General features: G+C 44.2%; 10 protein-coding genes and 1 pseudogene. 3 read left to right on the top strand and 8 right to left on the bottom strand.

Annotation, left to right across the window (positions count from 1 at the left end; all coding sequences use genetic code 11):
- Positions 1-174 precede the first annotated feature (174 nt).
- The 4 genes from D1627_RS03295 to D1627_RS03280 form a co-directional block, all read right to left on the bottom strand.
- The gene (locus D1627_RS03295; RefSeq protein WP_119430765.1) at positions 175-1,449 is read right to left on the bottom strand and encodes an MgtC/SapB family protein; all 1,275 of its coding nucleotides are present in this window, start codon (positions 1,447-1,449) and stop codon (positions 175-177) included.
- 97 nt (positions 1,450-1,546) lie between these two features.
- On the bottom strand, positions 1,547-2,878 hold the full coding sequence (locus D1627_RS03290) for a TolC family protein (RefSeq protein WP_119430764.1): 1,332 nt from the start codon (positions 2,876-2,878) through the stop codon (positions 1,547-1,549).
- A gap of 43 nt (positions 2,879-2,921) precedes the next feature.
- The gene (locus D1627_RS03285) at positions 2,922-6,041 is read right to left on the bottom strand and encodes an efflux RND transporter permease subunit (protein WP_119430763.1); all 3,120 of its coding nucleotides are present in this window, start codon (positions 6,039-6,041) and stop codon (positions 2,922-2,924) included.
- A 65-nt stretch (positions 6,042-6,106) separates the two neighbouring features.
- Entirely contained in the window at positions 6,107-7,189 is a 1,083-nt protein-coding gene (locus tag D1627_RS03280) for an efflux RND transporter periplasmic adaptor subunit (protein ID WP_119430762.1), read from the bottom strand.
- Positions 7,190-7,390: 201 nt separating this feature from the next.
- On the opposite strand from D1627_RS03280, the gene D1627_RS03275 reads away from it, so the two are divergent.
- On the top strand, positions 7,391-7,732 hold the full coding sequence (locus D1627_RS03275; RefSeq protein WP_119430761.1) for an MGMT family protein: 342 nt from the start codon (positions 7,391-7,393) through the stop codon (positions 7,730-7,732).
- An 18-nt stretch (positions 7,733-7,750) separates the two neighbouring features.
- On the opposite strand, the gene D1627_RS03270 is transcribed toward D1627_RS03275, so the two are convergent.
- The gene (locus D1627_RS03270) at positions 7,751-8,227 is read right to left on the bottom strand and encodes a GyrI-like domain-containing protein (protein ID WP_119430760.1); all 477 of its coding nucleotides are present in this window, start codon (positions 8,225-8,227) and stop codon (positions 7,751-7,753) included.
- Between the two features lie 117 nt (positions 8,228-8,344).
- Between D1627_RS03270 and rlmH the strand changes: the two genes are divergently transcribed.
- Positions 8,345-8,818, top strand: coding sequence for a 23S rRNA (pseudouridine(1915)-N(3))-methyltransferase RlmH (gene rlmH, locus D1627_RS03265; RefSeq protein WP_119431101.1), 474 nt, complete (start codon positions 8,345-8,347; stop codon positions 8,816-8,818).
- A gap of 204 nt (positions 8,819-9,022) precedes the next feature.
- Here rlmH and D1627_RS03260 read toward each other — a convergent pair.
- The 3 genes and pseudogenes from D1627_RS03260 to D1627_RS03250 all read right to left on the bottom strand — a co-directional run bounded on the left by D1627_RS03260 (position 9,023) and on the right by D1627_RS03250 (position 15,218).
- A pseudogene (locus D1627_RS03260) lies at positions 9,023-9,349 on the bottom strand (DUF2200 domain-containing protein).
- 138 nt (positions 9,350-9,487) lie between these two features.
- Entirely contained in the window at positions 9,488-9,946 is a 459-nt protein-coding gene (locus tag D1627_RS03255) for a hypothetical protein (protein ID WP_119430759.1), read from the bottom strand.
- Between the two features lie 193 nt (positions 9,947-10,139).
- Positions 10,140-15,218 carry an NACHT domain-containing protein gene (locus D1627_RS03250; protein WP_119430758.1) on the bottom strand — a complete coding sequence of 1,693 codons (5,079 nt, stop codon included), beginning with the start codon at positions 15,216-15,218 and terminating at the stop codon, positions 10,140-10,142.
- A 481-nt stretch (positions 15,219-15,699) separates the two neighbouring features.
- Here D1627_RS03250 and D1627_RS03245 point away from each other — a divergent pair, with 481 nt between their 5' ends.
- The gene (locus tag D1627_RS03245; RefSeq protein WP_119430757.1) at positions 15,700-16,803 is read left to right on the top strand and encodes a sensor histidine kinase; all 1,104 of its coding nucleotides are present in this window, start codon (positions 15,700-15,702) and stop codon (positions 16,801-16,803) included.
- Positions 16,804-16,892 lie beyond the last annotated feature (89 nt).

Here is a 16,892-nt window from a genome sequence, read left to right as displayed (position 1 = left end):
AATTTAAGCAATGAAAATATTAATAATGTGTTTGATTTGTTCGTAAATAGGCAAAAGTGTTTTTGATAATCTATTTACCTTGAATTGAAATACAATTGAATTATACTTAGGTGTATCGAAGAACTATAGCTTTAACTTAATCTTGCGAGTTGCTGGAATTATCGGCTTCTAATGCTATTCTAGAGCCAATATAAAATTAGCTGGCCATAGCCAAAGCACCAATAAACCACCTGCTAATACAATTCCGAACATCAATGCAACTCTGCCAAACACCGCACGGCTGCCAAGCACACCTACCAATCCGGCCTTGAAAACGAGGTTGGATAGTGCGGCAGTAAGTATGATGCGCCAGCCACTAAGCAACTCAAGGTTGCCAATATTCATGAGGCGGGCAGTGGAAAGCGTGATGGCGTCCACATCGGTTAGGCCGGAAATAACGGCTACAATGAAGAGGCCGCTGCTGCCTAGGTAATCTTTGGCAAAGGCAGTGGCTAGCATCACAGCGGCGTAAACGGCCCCAAAAACTAGAGCAGTTTTAAGCTGTGCGGGGTTGCCCTGCTCCGGCATTTGATCCTGGTCATCGCCTTTAAAGAAGTACATCAGGCTGCCAAGTATCAGCATCAGCAGGAAAATTGCAGCAAGGGGAGGAGCCACAGTGGCTATTGTGCCCGGCGCAACCACAGCAACTTCAACAATAATACGGACGATTGATACGGCAGAAGCAATAAAAATAACGAGAGCCGCAAGTGTAGTGCTGGTATGGTTATGGTCTTTAGTGCGGCGGGCATAGCTTACGGTAGTGGCAGTGCTTGAGATTAGGCCACCCAAAATACCTCCCAGCAGCGTGCCCGATTTCTGCCCGAAGACTTTATAGGCAAAGTAGCCCAGCAGACCAATGCCCACAATCAGCACCACCATTAACCAGATATTGTGCGGATTCAGCACGTTGTAAGGGCCATAGGTTTCGTCGGGTAAGATGGGTAGTATTACCAGGGAGATCACCACAAATTGCATAATGGCTTTCAGGTCTTTTTCTCCAATCCGCTTCACGAAGCCATGCAGTTTCTTTTTGAGGTGTAGCAATACGGCCACTGTGGCACCTATGGCCACAGCCACGGTTTTATCGCCAAAAACAAGGTAGGCCCCCACGGCATACATAAGCAAGGCAGCGGCTTCGGTGGTGAGGCCCGGGCTGAATGGCGGGTTGCGAAGCTTGATAAGGTTAGCCACTATGACAAGCCCAGCCATACTTGCTATGCCCATTGCCACTACCCAGCCACCAAAATGCTGCGCCAGCAAACCGGAGATAGTACCAAAAAGGGTAATTAAAGGAAAGGTGCGTATGCCTGCCAACTCCGACTGATCGTGTTGCCGCTGAAGCCCCACCAGCAGGCCCAGGCCCAACGAAATGCCAAGAATCTGAAAAAGCTCTAATTCTATACTATCCATACTTTTGATTAAGGTATTGCCCTAAAGTATAAAAGTATAGCCATGGCTATACTTTTATACTTGCATATTGTGCTTCCTTAAACGGAGAAAAGCAAAGCTAGTTATTTTGCACAAGCGAGCTGGTCAGGCGTTTTATCTCTACTTCGGCGGCTTTGGCCTGGTAGCGTATATCTATCAGGCGGTTCTCGGCCACCAACTGGTTGCGTTGCGCCTCTCGTAACTCGATAGCTGTGAGCAGGCCTAGTTTGTAACGTTCCAACGCAATCTCTGCGTTTTCCTTGGCGAGTTTTAAATTTGATTCTTCCAAATCGAGTAGCTGCAGGCGGTTGGTATATTGGCTGTACGCGCGGGCTAGGTCTGCCTGTACCCGGTTCTGCTCCTGCTGAAACTGCAGGTTTACCGACTCCAGCGCAATGCGCGCATTCTGGGCCTGGCGGTTGATGTTAAAGCCGTTGAAAATTGGCAGGTTTACAGTAATGCCGTAGTTATAGCCTACGTTACGGTTAAACTGCGCCTGAAACTCATTGAGTGGCTCTGCCTCTGATCGGTTAAAGTTATATGCGCTGCCAAAGCCAATAGTAGGGAAACGGCTGGCACGGATCGCCTTGATATCAAGGTGCGCAATTTCACGGTTCAGTTGCAAGCGCTGTAGCAGTGGGTTGCTGCTGATCAGACTCCCTTCTCTGGGCGCGAAACGCAGCGTAGGATCTACTACAATAGAGTCAGAAGGTATAAAGTTGATATCGGGATCGCGGCCCAGTAACTGGTTCAGGTTTATTTTAGCGTTTTGCAAGGCCTCTTCCTGCAGTAAGAGCTCAGAGCGGTCAGCGTTATAGTCTACCTGCGCACGCAAAATCTCCACTTTGGCGCTCACGCCTATGTCATACTGTGCCTGAGCAATTTCTACCCTTGTTTCCGAGATAGTGATGGCATCGCGGAGAGCATTGATCTTTGTGAACTGGCGCACTACCTCGTAATAGCTGAAAGTAATGTCGGCCAGGGTGTTTTCCACGGTTTCGCGGGTAAACAGGTCACCGGATTTTTCCAGGGCTTTCAACCGTTCGTAGTTTATAAACATGCCCATGCCGTCAAACAGCGTCCAGTTTAAGGTTACGTTGCCAGAAAGTACATTAGAGCTGGCGCCTGTGCGTTCTCGGTCCGGGCCGGTCTGGAATTCCTGTCTGGAGTTGTTCTCGCTAAAAGTTCTTGCGCCCCTGGCGTCCAAAGTAGGTAAAAAGCCAGCATTCCCCAGCGTTACGTTATTTTCGGAGATGGCTTCCTGGCGGTTTGCGATCTGTATATCAAAGTTTTGCTGCAACCCGATGCTAACTGCTTCCTGCAGGGATAGCTTTTCCTGGCAAAGGGCTGTGTCGGGCAGAAGCAGTACTGCTGCAAAAATCAGCAATACTGTGGCTTTTAGTGATGACATTTATAGTTTTAACTATCGGTTAAATCAAAATGAACTGAATAGGCTATTTACTGAACGCTGGTTCAGGCTCAGGAAACTGCACTTGTGTAGGCTTATTTACCGGTGCATCATCTTCATCATCGTCGTGGCTTACACGGGTAGCCTTGCTCGAGGAGAAGTATGAATAAATGGCCGGAATGATGTAAAGCGTAAGCCCTGTCGAGAAGATAAGGCCACCCACCACGGCTATACCCATAGATGTACGGCTTTCGGAGCCAGCTCCTAGTGCCAATGCAATCGGCAGGGTGCCAAGTATGGTTGAAAGCGACGTCATCAGGATTGGGCGGAAACGGGCTACTGCAGCATCTGTGGCGGCCTCCAGTTTGCTAAGGCCTTCCTCTTTGCGTTGGTTAGAGAACTCTACCAGCAGGATACCGTTTTTCGTAACCAAACCAACGAGCATAATCATACCAATCTGGCTGAAGATGTTCAGCGTCTGGTCGAAGTACCACAAGCTTACCAGGGCACCCGCCAGCGCGAGCGGCACGGTAAACATAATGATGATCGGGTCGATGAAGCTCTCGAACTGGGCCGAAAGCGCCAGGTAGATCAGGCCAAGGGCCAATAAGAAGGCAAAAAGCAAGCTGTTTGAGCTCTCGGAAAAGTCTCTGGACTGGCCGGTAAGCGATGTCTGGAAGGTTTCGTCCAGGGTCTTATCGGCAATCTCGTCCATGATGGCTATACCATCGCTGATGGTTTTACCCTCTGCCAAAGAGGCACTGAACGTAGCCGAAGCAAAGCGGTTGAAACGATAAATCTGCGGCGAAGCGCTTTCCTCCTTTAGTTCTATCAGGTTATCCAACTGTATCAGTTCGCCAGCGTTGTTTTTGACGTATAGACTGCGCAGGTCCAGCGGTTGGCTACGGTTCTGGCGGCCAACTTGCCCCAAAATCTGATAGAGTTTTCCGCCGCGCACAAAATATCCAAAGCGCTGCCCACTCAGGCCAAGCTGCATGGTCTGGGCAATATCGCTCACATCCACACCCAACGACAGCGCCTTTTCACGGTTAATTTCCACGCGCAGTTCCGGGCTGTTGAATTTCAGGTTAACATCCACAAAGTTAAATGTAGGGTCCTGGCGCGCGGCCTCCAAAAATGGCGGAATGATTTCGCGGAGCTTGTTCACGTTCTGAGACTGCACCACAAACTCGATTGGCTGGCCGGCACCACGTCCGCCACCCAAGCCCTTATCGCCGGAGGCGAAGGCACGGGCACCCGGCAACTGACCTACCAGACCGGTAATGCGCTCCACGGTTTGCTGTTGCGTAAGCGTACGCTCCTCAGGCGGCACTAGGCGCAAACGCACAAAGCCCGAGTTTGAGTTACGCGTCATACTAACGATGCTTGAGATACCGCTGATAGAGTCGTTGGCCAGAGAGGTAAGCTCACTCATGTAAGAGTCCATAAACTCGAACGAAGCACCTTCCGGGCCAGTAGCATTTATGCGTAGGCCATTCCGGTCTTCGCTTGGGGTTAGCTCGGATTGCAGGGAGCTCATTTGCCACCAAATAGCTCCCGCCGAAACAGCAATAAGTATGAATGCCACCCAGCGTACGCTCATAAAGCTCTCGAGGCTACTACGGTAACTATTGGTAAGGGAGGCAAAGAAAGGTTCTGTTTTGCGGTAAAACCAGTTTGGCCTTTCGCGGTGCTTTAGCATCCGCGACGACATCATGGGCGTCAGCGTCAGCGACACGAAAGAGGAAATGATAACCGAACCTGCCACCACAATACCGAACTCACGGAACAACCTGCCGGTGGTATCCTCCAAAAAGGCAACCGGCATAAACACGGCAGCCAGCGCAATAGTGGTAGAGATAATGGCAAAGTATATCTCTGCGGAGCCCTTTTTTGCCGCCTTCATAGGGTCCTGGCCATCCTCAATCCGGGCGTAAATATTCTCCAGCATCACGATGGCATCATCCACTACTAAGCCAATAGCCAGCACGATACCCAACAAAGTGAGCACGTTGATGGAGAAATCCATGATGTACATGATAAAGAAGGAGCCGATCAACGAAACCGGAATAGCCACCACCGGTATGATGGTAGAGCGCCAGTCGCGGAGGAAGAGGAAGATAATAACCACTACCAGGCCAAAAGCGATAAAAATAGTTTCCTTCACCTCGGCAATGGATGCCTTGATATACTTTGAGTTGTCAAAACCAATAATCAGCTCGAGGTCATCGGGGATGTCTTTTTTGATTTGCTCCAAGCGCCTGTAAAACTCATCGGCAATCTCTACTTGGTTAGATCCGGGCTGCGGTATTAGTACCACGGCTACCATGGGTATGCCGTTGTAGCGAAGCACTGTTTTCTCGTTCTCAGGGGCTATCTCAGCAAAGCCAATATCCTGAAAGCGAATCAGGCGGTCAGCATCCTGGCGTACCACAATGTTGTTAAACTGCTCGGCCGTAGAAATACGACCCATGGTGCGCACCGAAAGCTCAGTTGTAGCACCTTCGATGCGGCCTGACGGTAGCTCTACGTTCTGGCGTGATAGCGCTGCCTGAACTTCTACGGGCGTAACGCCTAGGGCAGAAAGTTTATCGGGGTCCATCCAGAGGCGCATGGCATAGCGTTTCTCACCCCATATATCCACGGAGCTTACACCATCTATAGTTTGCAGCTGCTCTTTAAACACATTGGCCGCAATATCTGATAGGTCAAGCAAAGAACGGGTCTCGCTCTTGATACCCAGCATCAGAATAGGATTAGAGTCGGCGTCGGCTTTGGAGACTGTTGGAGGGTCGGCATCGTCGGGGAGGCGACGCTGTGCCCTGGAAACACGGTCGCGCACGTCATTGGCGGCTGTCTCCAGGTCGGCTCCCAGGGTAAACTCCACGGTAATGTTGCTGCGCCCCTCGCTGCTGCTCGAGGTCAGGGTACGGATACCGGCAATACCGTTAATTTCCTCCTCCAGCGGCTCGGTTATCTCCGATTCGATGGTTTCGGCGTTTGCCCCGGTGTAGGATGTGGATACGTTAATGATAGGAGGGTCCACGCTAGGGTACTCGCGCACGCCCAGGTAGGTAATCCCGATAATGCCAAACACGATGATCGTTATGCTCATCACGATGGCTAATACCGGGCGTTTTATACTTATGGATGATAGACTTGCCATACTTGTCGATAAAGGTCCGGGAGCGGGCCCCCGGGGATTAGCTTGTTTGTTTTCTGCTTACAGGCTTATTTCTGGCCGGTTACCCGTACTTTTCTGATACTCAGGTCCGAACCAGGCCTGGCCTGCAGGATACCTGAGGTGATCACTGTGTCGCCGGGTTCAAGGCCTTCTGTAATTTGGATCATGGTTTCGGAGCGCTGCCCGATTTTCACCATCTTCGGTTCTGCTTTGTTATTCTTTACAAGGAATACCTTCTGGCCAGTAGCTTCAGGTATAATGGATTCCGTCGGGATCAGGATCGCCTCATCCGTTTCGTTCAGGGCCAGGCTCACGTTAACGAACGCGCCGGGCTTGATCTTTCCGTCTTTGTTATCGTACAGCGCCCTGATTTGCAGGGTGCGGGTGGCGGGGTCAATGTTAGGCTGGATGGCATAGATCCGGGCCTGATACTCCTCTGGGCTTCCCTCAAAGGCAAACGTGATGTTAGTGCCCTCTTCAACCAGGTGGGCATAGCGGCCTGGTATGGCAAACTCAATTTTGACAGGGCTTACATCCACTATACGGGCAATTGGAGTGCTAGATGATACATAGCTTCCCTCGCTTACCTGGCGCAAACCGATAATCCCATCGAAAGGCGCGCGAATGTAGGCCTTATTTAATGTTGCTTTCAGGGCTTGGATATCGGCGTTGGCAGTGGCCAGTTGGTTGCTTACCTGGTCATACTCCTGCTTGCTAATGTATTCTTTCTCGAGCAGGGTGCGCTGGCGTGTTTCCATGTCCTGATACAGCTTTTGGTTCGACTGCAGCTTTTTGAGCTCTGCCTGCAGCTCGGCGGCGTTTACCGTTAGCAGCAGTTGGCCCTTGCGCACGCGGTTACCTTCCTCGAAGTTTATACCTGTAACACGGCCGGAAATCTCGCTGCGTAGCTCTACATCCTCGTTGGGCAGCACGGTACCCGTAGCCGAAATCTTATTCTGATATGCCGAAGGCGATACCACGAACACATCTACCGCCACTTTCTTGGCTAATGGCCCGCCACCGTTCTTAGCCATAGGCTCGTCTGACCCGCCCGATAGTTTGTTATAAGCAAGGTAGGCCACAGCAGTTGCAGCTACTAGTATAAGGATGGTTTTAATGGTTTTGTTCATGTATGTTTAAACACAGGTTGTTATAGCTAAGTAACGCATACATTTGCATGCGGCTCCGGAAACTCATAAAAAAAACTGGATGCAGCATTAAAGATACAGCCATACTTAGGTATAATGAAAGTTAGCGTATCTTAAACTCTACAAACAGGCATATTTAAAAGACAAACAACCTTAGCGAAGGTTTAAACGGCGGAAACCAGAATGGCAAAAAAAAGTAACAAAGAGAATTTTTTTGAGAATGTATACGAAGTGGTGCGCCTGATACCGAAGGGGAGGGTAACTTCCTACGGGGCGATTGCCAGTTACTTAGGTGCCAAAGGCTCGGCGCGCATGGTGGGCTGGGCCCTGATTGCCTCGCACCCGGGCGTACAGATACCGGCACACCGCGTGGTAAACCGAAATGGCATACTTACCGGCAGCCAGCATTTTGAGGAACCCAACGCCATGCAGGATCGGCTGGAGCAGGAAGGCGTAAAAGTGCAGGACAACCAGGTGGTGGAGTTTAAAAAGCTGTTCTGGGACCCAAGCCAGGAGCTGCTGTAAGTAAACTTTCGAGGCCGTTCAGCGCTTGCGCACCGGCACCCAAACTTCCTCTTCGGCATCAGGGGCGGTGGGGCTGTAGCCGGGGAGCATAACCTCGAAGTGCGGGCGGTGATCCAGTGCATACTTCGATTGCGGCAGCCACTCCGAGTAAATTTGCGCCATCGTGCGCGGGAAATCGCTTGGGAGGCCTTTGTGTATAAACACGGCATAAAGCCCTTCGGGCAGCAGTAATGCCTGTAACTGCTCCGGAGTGGGCGTATCTGGGGCAACCTCAGCAGCTGCCCATTTATCAAAAGGCGTTTCGGGCGTGAAGGCTTCTGTCAGCACCGAATCATATACATGCACTGCGTACAGGTTAGGGCTTATTGTATGGATATGCTTGCGGAGCGGCATAAAGCTTTGCCACAGCACCACGGTTTGGTTTTCGTGAAGCGTGGTGCGGATACTTTTGCCAACCAGTTTTTTGGCAGGCAGCAGGGTAATTCGGGGTTCCATTGGTTAATTTTTAGCTTCCTTAAAGTTAGGGATTTACTGATGAAGTATGGCCATACTTGATAAACCGGATTGCAAACTCCCCGGCAAAGCCCGATATTGGCAGAAAACCGCCACCCCATGAAAATTAAGCTACTTGTAATAGGCAAAACCGACGAGGCCTTTCTGGAAGAGGGAATTGAGAAGTACCTGAAGCGCCTGAAGCACTACCATTCGGTGGAGTTTGTTATCATACCTGACGTAAAGGGCGGCGGCAAGCTAACACCCGACAAACTGAAAGAGGCCGAAGGTAAACTTATACTTCAGAAGCTCCAGGACGGCGACCACCTCATTCTGCTGGACGAGAAAGGCAAGAGCTTCACCTCCTCAGAGTACGCTACTTTCCTACAGAAAAAGCTGAATGCCGTAACCACCAACCTAGTGTTTGCAGTAGGAGGCGCCTTTGGGTTTTCCCCGGAAATTTACGCCCGCGCCAATGACAAGATCTCCCTCTCCAAAATGACCTTCACACACCAGATGGTACGCATGTTCTTCTTCGAGCAGCTATACCGCGGGTTTACCATCCTTAGAGGGGAGAAGTATCATAATGATTGAGGGGTTGGGCAAATACCTCGTTGTACCTGCTGTTTCGGACTTCTTTCTCCGAAACCAACCCTGAAGCGGATTTCCTAATCCGCCTAAATAGTACCACGGGGTACAAGGAAGTCCCCGGCTGCGTGCCTCCGAACTTGATAGTCCGGAAAAGCTTAGAAAAAGTGCCTGCTAGCTTTCATTGCTCAGCTGGAAGTATAAATCCTGCTAGTTTCTTAAGATTTTCTCCATTGCCTTTCCTTTTGCCAGTTCATCGATCAGTTTATCGAGTTGGCGAATCTTCTGCATCAAGGGGTGTTCGATTTCCTCTACACGATAGCCACATATAACCCCGGTGATTTTGGAGGCATTGGGGTGCATTTGCGGGGCCTGCGCAAAGAAGGCTTCAAAACTAATTTTGCTATCTATCTGCTGCTGCAACGATGCTTAGTTATAACCGGTTAGCCAGCAAATAAGCGTGTCTACCTCTGCCTTCGTGCGGCCCTTCTTCTCTGCCTTTTGGATGTAATGCGGATAAACTCCTGCAAATGACATTTTAAACACTCTTTCGTTTTGCATAGGGCTTTAGGCGTTGAGTTAGGGAATGTGACTGGTGTAAGTTTTAACGTACTTGGCCATAAGGCGGAGCCGAATCTTAACTGCTATACTTTGTTGGGTGGTTATGTTTATAAGTCATTTGATAAGATTCTGTTTTGCGGGAATCCATATAGTATTTTTATAAGGTGAGTATTGCCTTATGTCTTCCTTGGAGCAATAGTCCAGAACTTTAATGAAGTCGCTATACTTTGAGCTGTCACCAAACACAATCTGGACACCAGGGCCCTCCTCCTTCTTCGCATTGAAATTTAAAAGAGCTTCCTTAATCTCAATCATTTTCAAACTGTCACTCCTTTCTATTCCATTTAAGTAGATTTTTTTGAAAGTTCCAGTACTAGAATCAAATGGTAATTGTTGGGTAGAATCAAACAGCAATAAAGAATGTGATGGATTCCAGAAGTTCACAGCAATTACTCTTTCGCTGGTGTGCTCTTGCTGATTTCTATAACTATTATACCCATGCAGGAACAAAACTGCGACGGCTAAGAGAAAAACAAAGTCAACTATCCCGTTTGTCATCGTTTGTTTTGACATAATTCACAGCATGCTTTACAGTAACTAAAAAATCTAAGTTATTGTATTGTTTTTCAACGGTTTTTGGCTATATGTAGTGCGGATCTTCTAGGTGTTTCAATATCCGCTTGTCGATAACTTTGTTTAAGGTTTTACTTTCAGTTTAGTACCAGAATCCGCATTGCAAATAGCCATTGTTGTGGGTTGGTGCTTTTTAATTTCCAGGGCTTTTATAAGTGATTACATTTTCTCTGAACAAATACGCTTCAGAAGAACCTAAATCAACCATACGGTTTAATATAAAAATATAGTCTTCTATTAACGTTTTATCGTTTTTAATTTTTGAAATGTGATTGTAGAAAAGACGTTTTATCATTCTTTCTGCCGAACTGGTTGTCAAAGACAATGAAGCGGTAATATCAGATTTAAATATCTCTGTTAGCCAACTTAGGCCGTCAGGTAAAAATTCATTCTCTCCAATCGTTGAAAACACATTGACCGCAGAGGATGAATTATTTTTCCCTTTTCCAAGAAGTATTTTTTTATAGAAATCTTTCTTGCCTCTTAAAACTTCCCAATTTTTTTCATTCGGCTTGCCTTGAAGATCCCAAAGCAAATATCTGATATCAAAAAGAAGCTTTTTGATTAGTGGGTGATTTGCTCTGGGTGGGATTAATTCAAAAAGAGCTTCCCACAATTTCCAAAAGTTTGCTTGTTGCTGTGAGTATTTTGTTTGGTCTATTTTCAAATTTCCGTTATCGTATAACTTTAACACGAAGTAATCTAAAGTAGTATTTACAAAATCAAGGAGACCATCTCTTCCAATTTTTTGACTCTGAGAAGAGTCTGATAAAGAGTTAACTAATGTTGTTAAAACCGATTTTGAAAAATCAAGATTCGCATTCAAAAATAAATTAGCAAGGTATTGTTCAAGATCAGAAATTGAGTTGTGATGAAGTTGTCGTGAATTTCTGCTTTTGTTATATGAATAATCTTCCTTTTTGGTTAAATCTCCAAGAACAATAGGTACTATATGATTAATAAAATCTGAAAAGTCTTTGTCGTCTGTATCGTAGGGGGTAATTATAAAGGCTCTTGCAAGTAAATATCCTTCACAATTTTCTAAACTAATTTCGGAAAGGTCTAATTTTAAGCCTTTATCTGATGAAACTTTTTGAACATACTCTTCTTCGTTTTCCTGTGCAGTTTTTAAACTGTCTTCATCTTGGTATCCATAGAAACTTGGATTAGCTTTTTTGTAGTTTGAAAACTTAATAAGCCCAAGCCAAACTCTCTTTGCTTCACTAGGAAATTGTTTAAAAAATATTTTCCTAACGTATTGCGTGATTTCATCTATTTCGTGGTCTGCAAAAGGTGCAAATAGCATATTAATCATTATAGCTATTAGTCCGTTTTTATCTTCATCGCTATCTGCATATTGCATCAGTAAATGAAAAGAAGATAACGCAATTTCCTTTTCCATTAAATTAACGCTCAAATTAAGACTATAATCTCTACTGAACGTGTCTTGAAGAATTGAACCTATTGCATTTGCAATTGTTTCTAAACACCAAGTTTTTTGTTCTTCTGAAATTTCATTTGAAAATTCACTTAAACCGACAACAGCAAGTGTTATGGGTTTGCTGAAAAGTAAATCAAAATTTTCAGGATTAGAATAATATGTGTAGCCTTCAGCCCACTTTTCAAAACTAATGGCTTCCTCTTTTTTGTACGCTTTTGAAATTAATCCTGAATAGGTAGCTGATGTATTTTGTTTTTCATAATAATCCTTAGTTGATGCCAAATGTTCAGCAACATCTTCTTCGTACTTTGGTTGAACAACAAACCCGCCAAGTTTTTCATCATATGGTTGAACTTCCCAATTTCTTATGTCAATTTCATTCAGTAGCTTTTTCCAATTCACATCATCGTCTTTGATTCTTGCTTTAAGTTTGTCAAGAAGAGCATGAATTTGATTGTTATGCTTTTTAAAGTTGAGTTGATAATTTACAATGAAATCACTTAAACCTCTTGTATATTGCTTTCTATGAGAAAGTTGATTTGATTTCCAACGTTCTTCTTGTGCAAATGCAATATTATTATCCATTGGCGCAAGCGTTAAATGTTCTTTAAGTGCTCGGCTTTGATCCCACTCATAAAATTCATGGACTGATAAAAGAGGCAACATCAATTCTTCAACTTCATCAGGATAGGCAATGGCTACACTTGTCAATACTGCTAATGGGGCAACATTATTACTGTTATTAAAAACGTAGTCAAATATGAATTTTAGATTTTTCTTACTTACATCAGTTCTGTTTTTAGCTGTTTCCAAAAGAAACTTTTCAAAACTCATTAGCAAAGATTCCAAAGCATAATTGGTAACACTTGAACCTCTGTATGCCGCCCATAATTCCCAGGCAGCATATTGTTTCACCATTGCTCCGTCATTTAGCTCAATTTCCACTTGTGAAATCTTGTGCTTATGTTCACAAGTAGCATTCACATAAAAACCAACCGAATAATTAGTGAAATCAATGATGAATTTTAACCCAATAATTGGGTGAGCCCACAGCAAATTGTAAACGGGTGTTTTGTAGATTCCCGAAGGAGAAAATGAATGTCTATCTCTAATTCCCCAACATTCCTCATTACGCAAAGGGTTTTTGGATAAGAATCTAATTTCACTTGAGGAATCGGTTTCTTTGGGAGGAATGAATTTCCAATTTCTCCAAGCTGTTTCAACAATAAGTTCAGGCAATTCTTTTATTAAACGGTGGTTTCCTATTCCTGAGAGACATTTTTCAATCACATTTTCATAAAACGAATTTAATCGCCAGGAATCACGATTTTCTTTATTATCAAAGGCCCTTGCAATAAGTTGTTTGATTTCTTCTTTCGAAATTTCAGCTAAATCAAACAAAATGGAAATTAAATTAGACCATTTTTTATTGGCGTTCTCTTCTTGCCAAAATTCTTTTTGTTCTTCAATTTCTTGTAGATATTTGAGAACGATTGATTTAGCTGTTTCTAATTCTGGATTTCCAACCTTGCTATATTGAAAAAGTAATCTGTAATACCAATCTGAAAGAAAATTGAGTATTGAAAGTTTGATTGTTTCTACTTGATCAATATGTTTTTGGATAAAAAACAATGCTTCTTTCCAACCTGAACCAATCGGCAGAAGAAAACTACTATTGTTGGCTTTCGGATCACTCTCTTTGCAACAAGTTTTTATGATATGCAAACACCTATTCAACAATTTTGCATTGTTATCAAGAAGTTCTTTTTCAAAAGCGCCAAAAAACGAATTACTGTTTTCAGATTTAAAAACGGCAACTAATAATTCATCCGCCCAGTATTTTTCAATTGTTCCGTCGAAAACTGTTGCCTTAATTAATTCGTTTATTTTACTGCTATTGTCAATTAGATAATCTTCAATCCAAAGGCGAAAGGCTCGCCTGATAGCAGGTTCATTTCCTAAATTGCTAAATAAATCTTTTGGTTTTGGGTGATCGTCAAATTTTGAAGAAACGTATTTTACCAAAGCCCAATCTTCCAATATATCGTGGGTTGGTGAATACTTTCTGTTGTTGTTTTCCTGAAATACAATTTCATCATTTTCCAAACAAACTATTGCTTCCGCATCAGACTTATCGGCCTTTGTAAAGAGTTTCATCTCTCTAGCCCTTTTTAATGCAATTTCTTTAAATGCTTCTTCTCGCTTAATTGGCAGTCCATTTTTTGTGTTAGTTGAGTCTACTACCAATGAATTCCACAACTTATCTTTAAATTCAATCAGCGATACTTCAGAATAATCTTCATTAGTTTTGCTAATTGCTAAGATTGAAAAGTCCAAATATTTTGGACTTTGAAGAAGTTTTTTGACCTTATCATTTTGTAGAATGCTGTTTAATTGTGGGAATTTTTTAGACACAAGTTGTGATTCTGTCTCGTCAAGTGTTGGAATATCAACTATACCTAATTCGTTTTTATCAATCCCAAATTTTAGCGTTATTAAATCTATCGCATATCTTCGTGATGAAGAAACTACTCTTATTTCAGGGTGTTCTTTAAGCAAGGCCAATAATTGTTTGAAAGCACATTCGGGGTCTGCTTCCAATAGTTTTTCCAAACTGTCAATGAAAATAAATTTTTCAGGAATGAGAGAAATACAAGAGAAAATGTCTTGAATTGTTTCATTTACACCTTGACTTGAAAAAACTTTTGCTAGAGTAGATTCGTTGAATTGGTCTGCCCTGAAAACAAAAACACTTGCGTTAGGAAAATCTTTTTGGAGAATTTCTTTGACTTCTGCCGATTTACCAACACCTGGCTTTCCTGTTACAACCGTAAGTTGATTACGACTTAATACGTCTAATATTTTTTCTCTTACTTCTATTCTTGGTAATTGAAATGCGTTTTCGCCTTTTCCGATTGAATTTTTTATTGGTCGTAAAATTTCCTTACTATCTGATTTAAGTTTTTCAACAGCTTTGAAATATGGACTTAATCGAGCATTATCAAAATGCTTAAAGAAATCTTGGGTACTAATACTTTCAATTGTTACACTTCCACCATTTGGATTGAGTGTTCCAACGTAAGCAAAAATACTATCCCAGATTTCCTTTTCAGTTGCTGCCGAATTTTGGCTTTTACTTAGCTTAATAAGATTCAGAAAATAAGCTTTATCAACGCTACCTTCGTTTGAGAAATCATATTCCAAAACATCAACACATTTCAAAAATTCCCAAACTTCTTTGTCGGTTAAGTCGGTGTTGCTGTTGGCTCCTTTCAATACTGAACGGAATACATCTAATCGCTCTTTCTTCCCCTTAATTCTGTTTACTTCTGAAATAAAATCTGTTTCTGAAGCGTGAGTGTTTGCCCAATTAAAAAGTGATTTCAGATGATTTTTTTCATCTTTCGTCAAACCACTTTTTACTACAATTAATTTATCTTTTGTTTTATCAAATATTGAAGTATTGTTGTAATCTTTCCAAAAGGCAATGATAACTTCTTTGAAAATTGCATTGTCTGCTGTAAACGAAATGTTGTGCTTTATTTGAATAAGCAAACGATGTTCTGCATTTGTTGATTTTGCAATAGCTAAAAGGTCGTCGGTTTGATAGCCTCTATTTGTAACTTGAAATGCTACTTCTGTCAATTCGCTTGAAGCGACACAAGGGACATCTCCACGAATAATAAGTGTAGTTAAGAATGCAGTTTGGATGGCTTGTTCAAAGTTTGTTCCCCCACCGCCTTTTTGAAATACACTTCCTTTATCTGACATATTAAATTTCTCGTTTGATTAGTTATTTTTTACTAAGTCGTTACTTTGCATTACCCACAACTAGTGTATAACACGAGTCCCTACTCCTACTACCTGTCGTTTTTGACAAATAGTAGGAGTGTACTAACGAATATACAATATATTTAGGGTACTATATAGACCTCCATTAAATAACATCTAACGTATGTTCATCTTATGCTCTAAACATTTGATGGCAAGATCTAGAGCAGGGCAGTGGGTTACTTTAGAAGAATGGCAACCGAAAAGAAATATAATTTAAATAGCTGGTTTGGGGAGAGCACTGTTATACTACTAAAACTAATCAGCCTAACTACTTCCTAATTATTAACAGCTTGATCCTTCCTCCTGCAGATAACCGTTAAGCAAGCAGTAACTGCAACTTAACCAGAAGCAGCTGCTAACCGTCTAAAAGCGGGGCTTTGGCGCTAGCACACAGCTGAATAAACTATACCTTTGTAACATGGAGATAAAGTTGAGTTCGGCCACTGCCCTGGAAACGGGTGCTACCTGGAGCCTGCCTGCGCTGCGCAACGTTACGCACAACCGTCTGCTGCTTCACCTGGCCTTCTGGACCGTGTATGTGGTTTTTTTCGGGTTGCTGTACGGTAGCTACATCGATGATTACTACAACGCCTTTATGGTGGAGTTGGTGGAGCTGCCCTTTAAAATGGGACTGGTATACTTTAATATGTACTATCTGATGCCGCGCTACCTGTTGCAGCGGCGCTACCTGGAGTTTTTTGTGTACCTGCTGCTGCTGATGGGTGCCATTGGCGCGCTGATGCAGTTCGTGCTGCTGCCATTCCTTATCCACCCGATTTTCTGCCCCACCACCTGCACCGAGGATAACCTGACCTTTTATCGCTTCGTCAAGAATATTGTTAATATTAACTATGTGGTGGCGATTACGGCGGTTATTGCTTTGCTCAAAAACTGGTACCAGCACCAGCAGGCGGCCCGCAACCTCACGCAGGACAAGCTGGAGGCTGAGCTCAAGTTCCTGAAGGCGCAGATTCACCCGCACTTCCTGTTTAACACGCTGAACAGTTTATACTCGCTCACGCTCAAAAAGTCTGATAATGCCCCGGAGGTGGTCCTGAAGCTGTCGAGCCTGATGGATTACATGCTTTACGATGCCAATGCCGCCACTGTGCCGCTGGAGAAGGAGCTTGCCTACATTAAAAACTACATAGCCCTGGAGCAGATGCGCTACGGCGAGCGTGTGGATGTATGCTTTACCGCCACCGGAAGTATAGCCGGCAAGCAAATTGCACCGATGCTGCTGCTACCCTTCGTGGAGAACGCCTTTAAGCATGGCGTAAGCACCGAAACAAAAGGCGCCTGGGTGCGCATAGATATAAAAGTGACTTCCACGAGGCTGGTGCTGCTGGTAGAGAACTGCAAGTGCAGCGACAAAGCCAGCAACTGCACCCGCGACATGGCATCGGGCATCGGGCTTAAAAACCTGAAACGCCGCCTGGAGCTGCTCTACGAAGGCCGCTACGCACTGGAAGTGGAGGATGAAACCGATAACTACGCTGCTAAGCTGGTAATTACTTTTTAGACGTTAGGCTTTAGATACTTAGGCGTTAGATATTCGAATACTAAAAACTTTGATAAAGCAGATAGTTAAAAGTATAGGAAGTATGAGAC

The organism is Pontibacter oryzae (assembly GCF_003576375.1).
In the GTDB taxonomy this organism is placed as follows: Bacteria; Bacteroidota; Bacteroidia; order Cytophagales; family Hymenobacteraceae; genus Pontibacter; species Pontibacter oryzae.
This window is presented reverse-complemented; position numbering and strand designations above follow the sequence as displayed.

Coding starts and splice junctions, on each gene's coding strand:
- D1627_RS03295 (WP_119430765.1), bottom strand. CDS start 1,449: ATGGATAGTATAGAATTAGAGCTTTTTCAGATTCTTGGCATTTCGTTG.
- D1627_RS03290 (WP_119430764.1), bottom strand. CDS start 2,878: ATGTCATCACTAAAAGCCACAGTATTGCTGATTTTTGCAGCAGTACTG.
- D1627_RS03285 (WP_119430763.1), bottom strand. CDS start 6,041: ATGGCAAGTCTATCATCCATAAGTATAAAACGCCCGGTATTAGCCATC.
- D1627_RS03280 (WP_119430762.1), bottom strand. CDS start 7,189: ATGAACAAAACCATTAAAACCATCCTTATACTAGTAGCTGCAACTGCT.
- D1627_RS03275 (WP_119430761.1), top strand. CDS start 7,391: ATGGCAAAAAAAAGTAACAAAGAGAATTTTTTTGAGAATGTATACGAA.
- D1627_RS03270 (WP_119430760.1), bottom strand. CDS start 8,227: ATGGAACCCCGAATTACCCTGCTGCCTGCCAAAAAACTGGTTGGCAAA.
- rlmH (WP_119431101.1), top strand. CDS start 8,345: ATGAAAATTAAGCTACTTGTAATAGGCAAAACCGACGAGGCCTTTCTG.
- D1627_RS03255 (WP_119430759.1), bottom strand. CDS start 9,946: ATGTCAAAACAAACGATGACAAACGGGATAGTTGACTTTGTTTTTCTC.
- D1627_RS03250 (WP_119430758.1), bottom strand. CDS start 15,218: ATGTCAGATAAAGGAAGTGTATTTCAAAAAGGCGGTGGGGGAACAAAC.
- D1627_RS03245 (WP_119430757.1), top strand. CDS start 15,700: ATGGAGATAAAGTTGAGTTCGGCCACTGCCCTGGAAACGGGTGCTACC.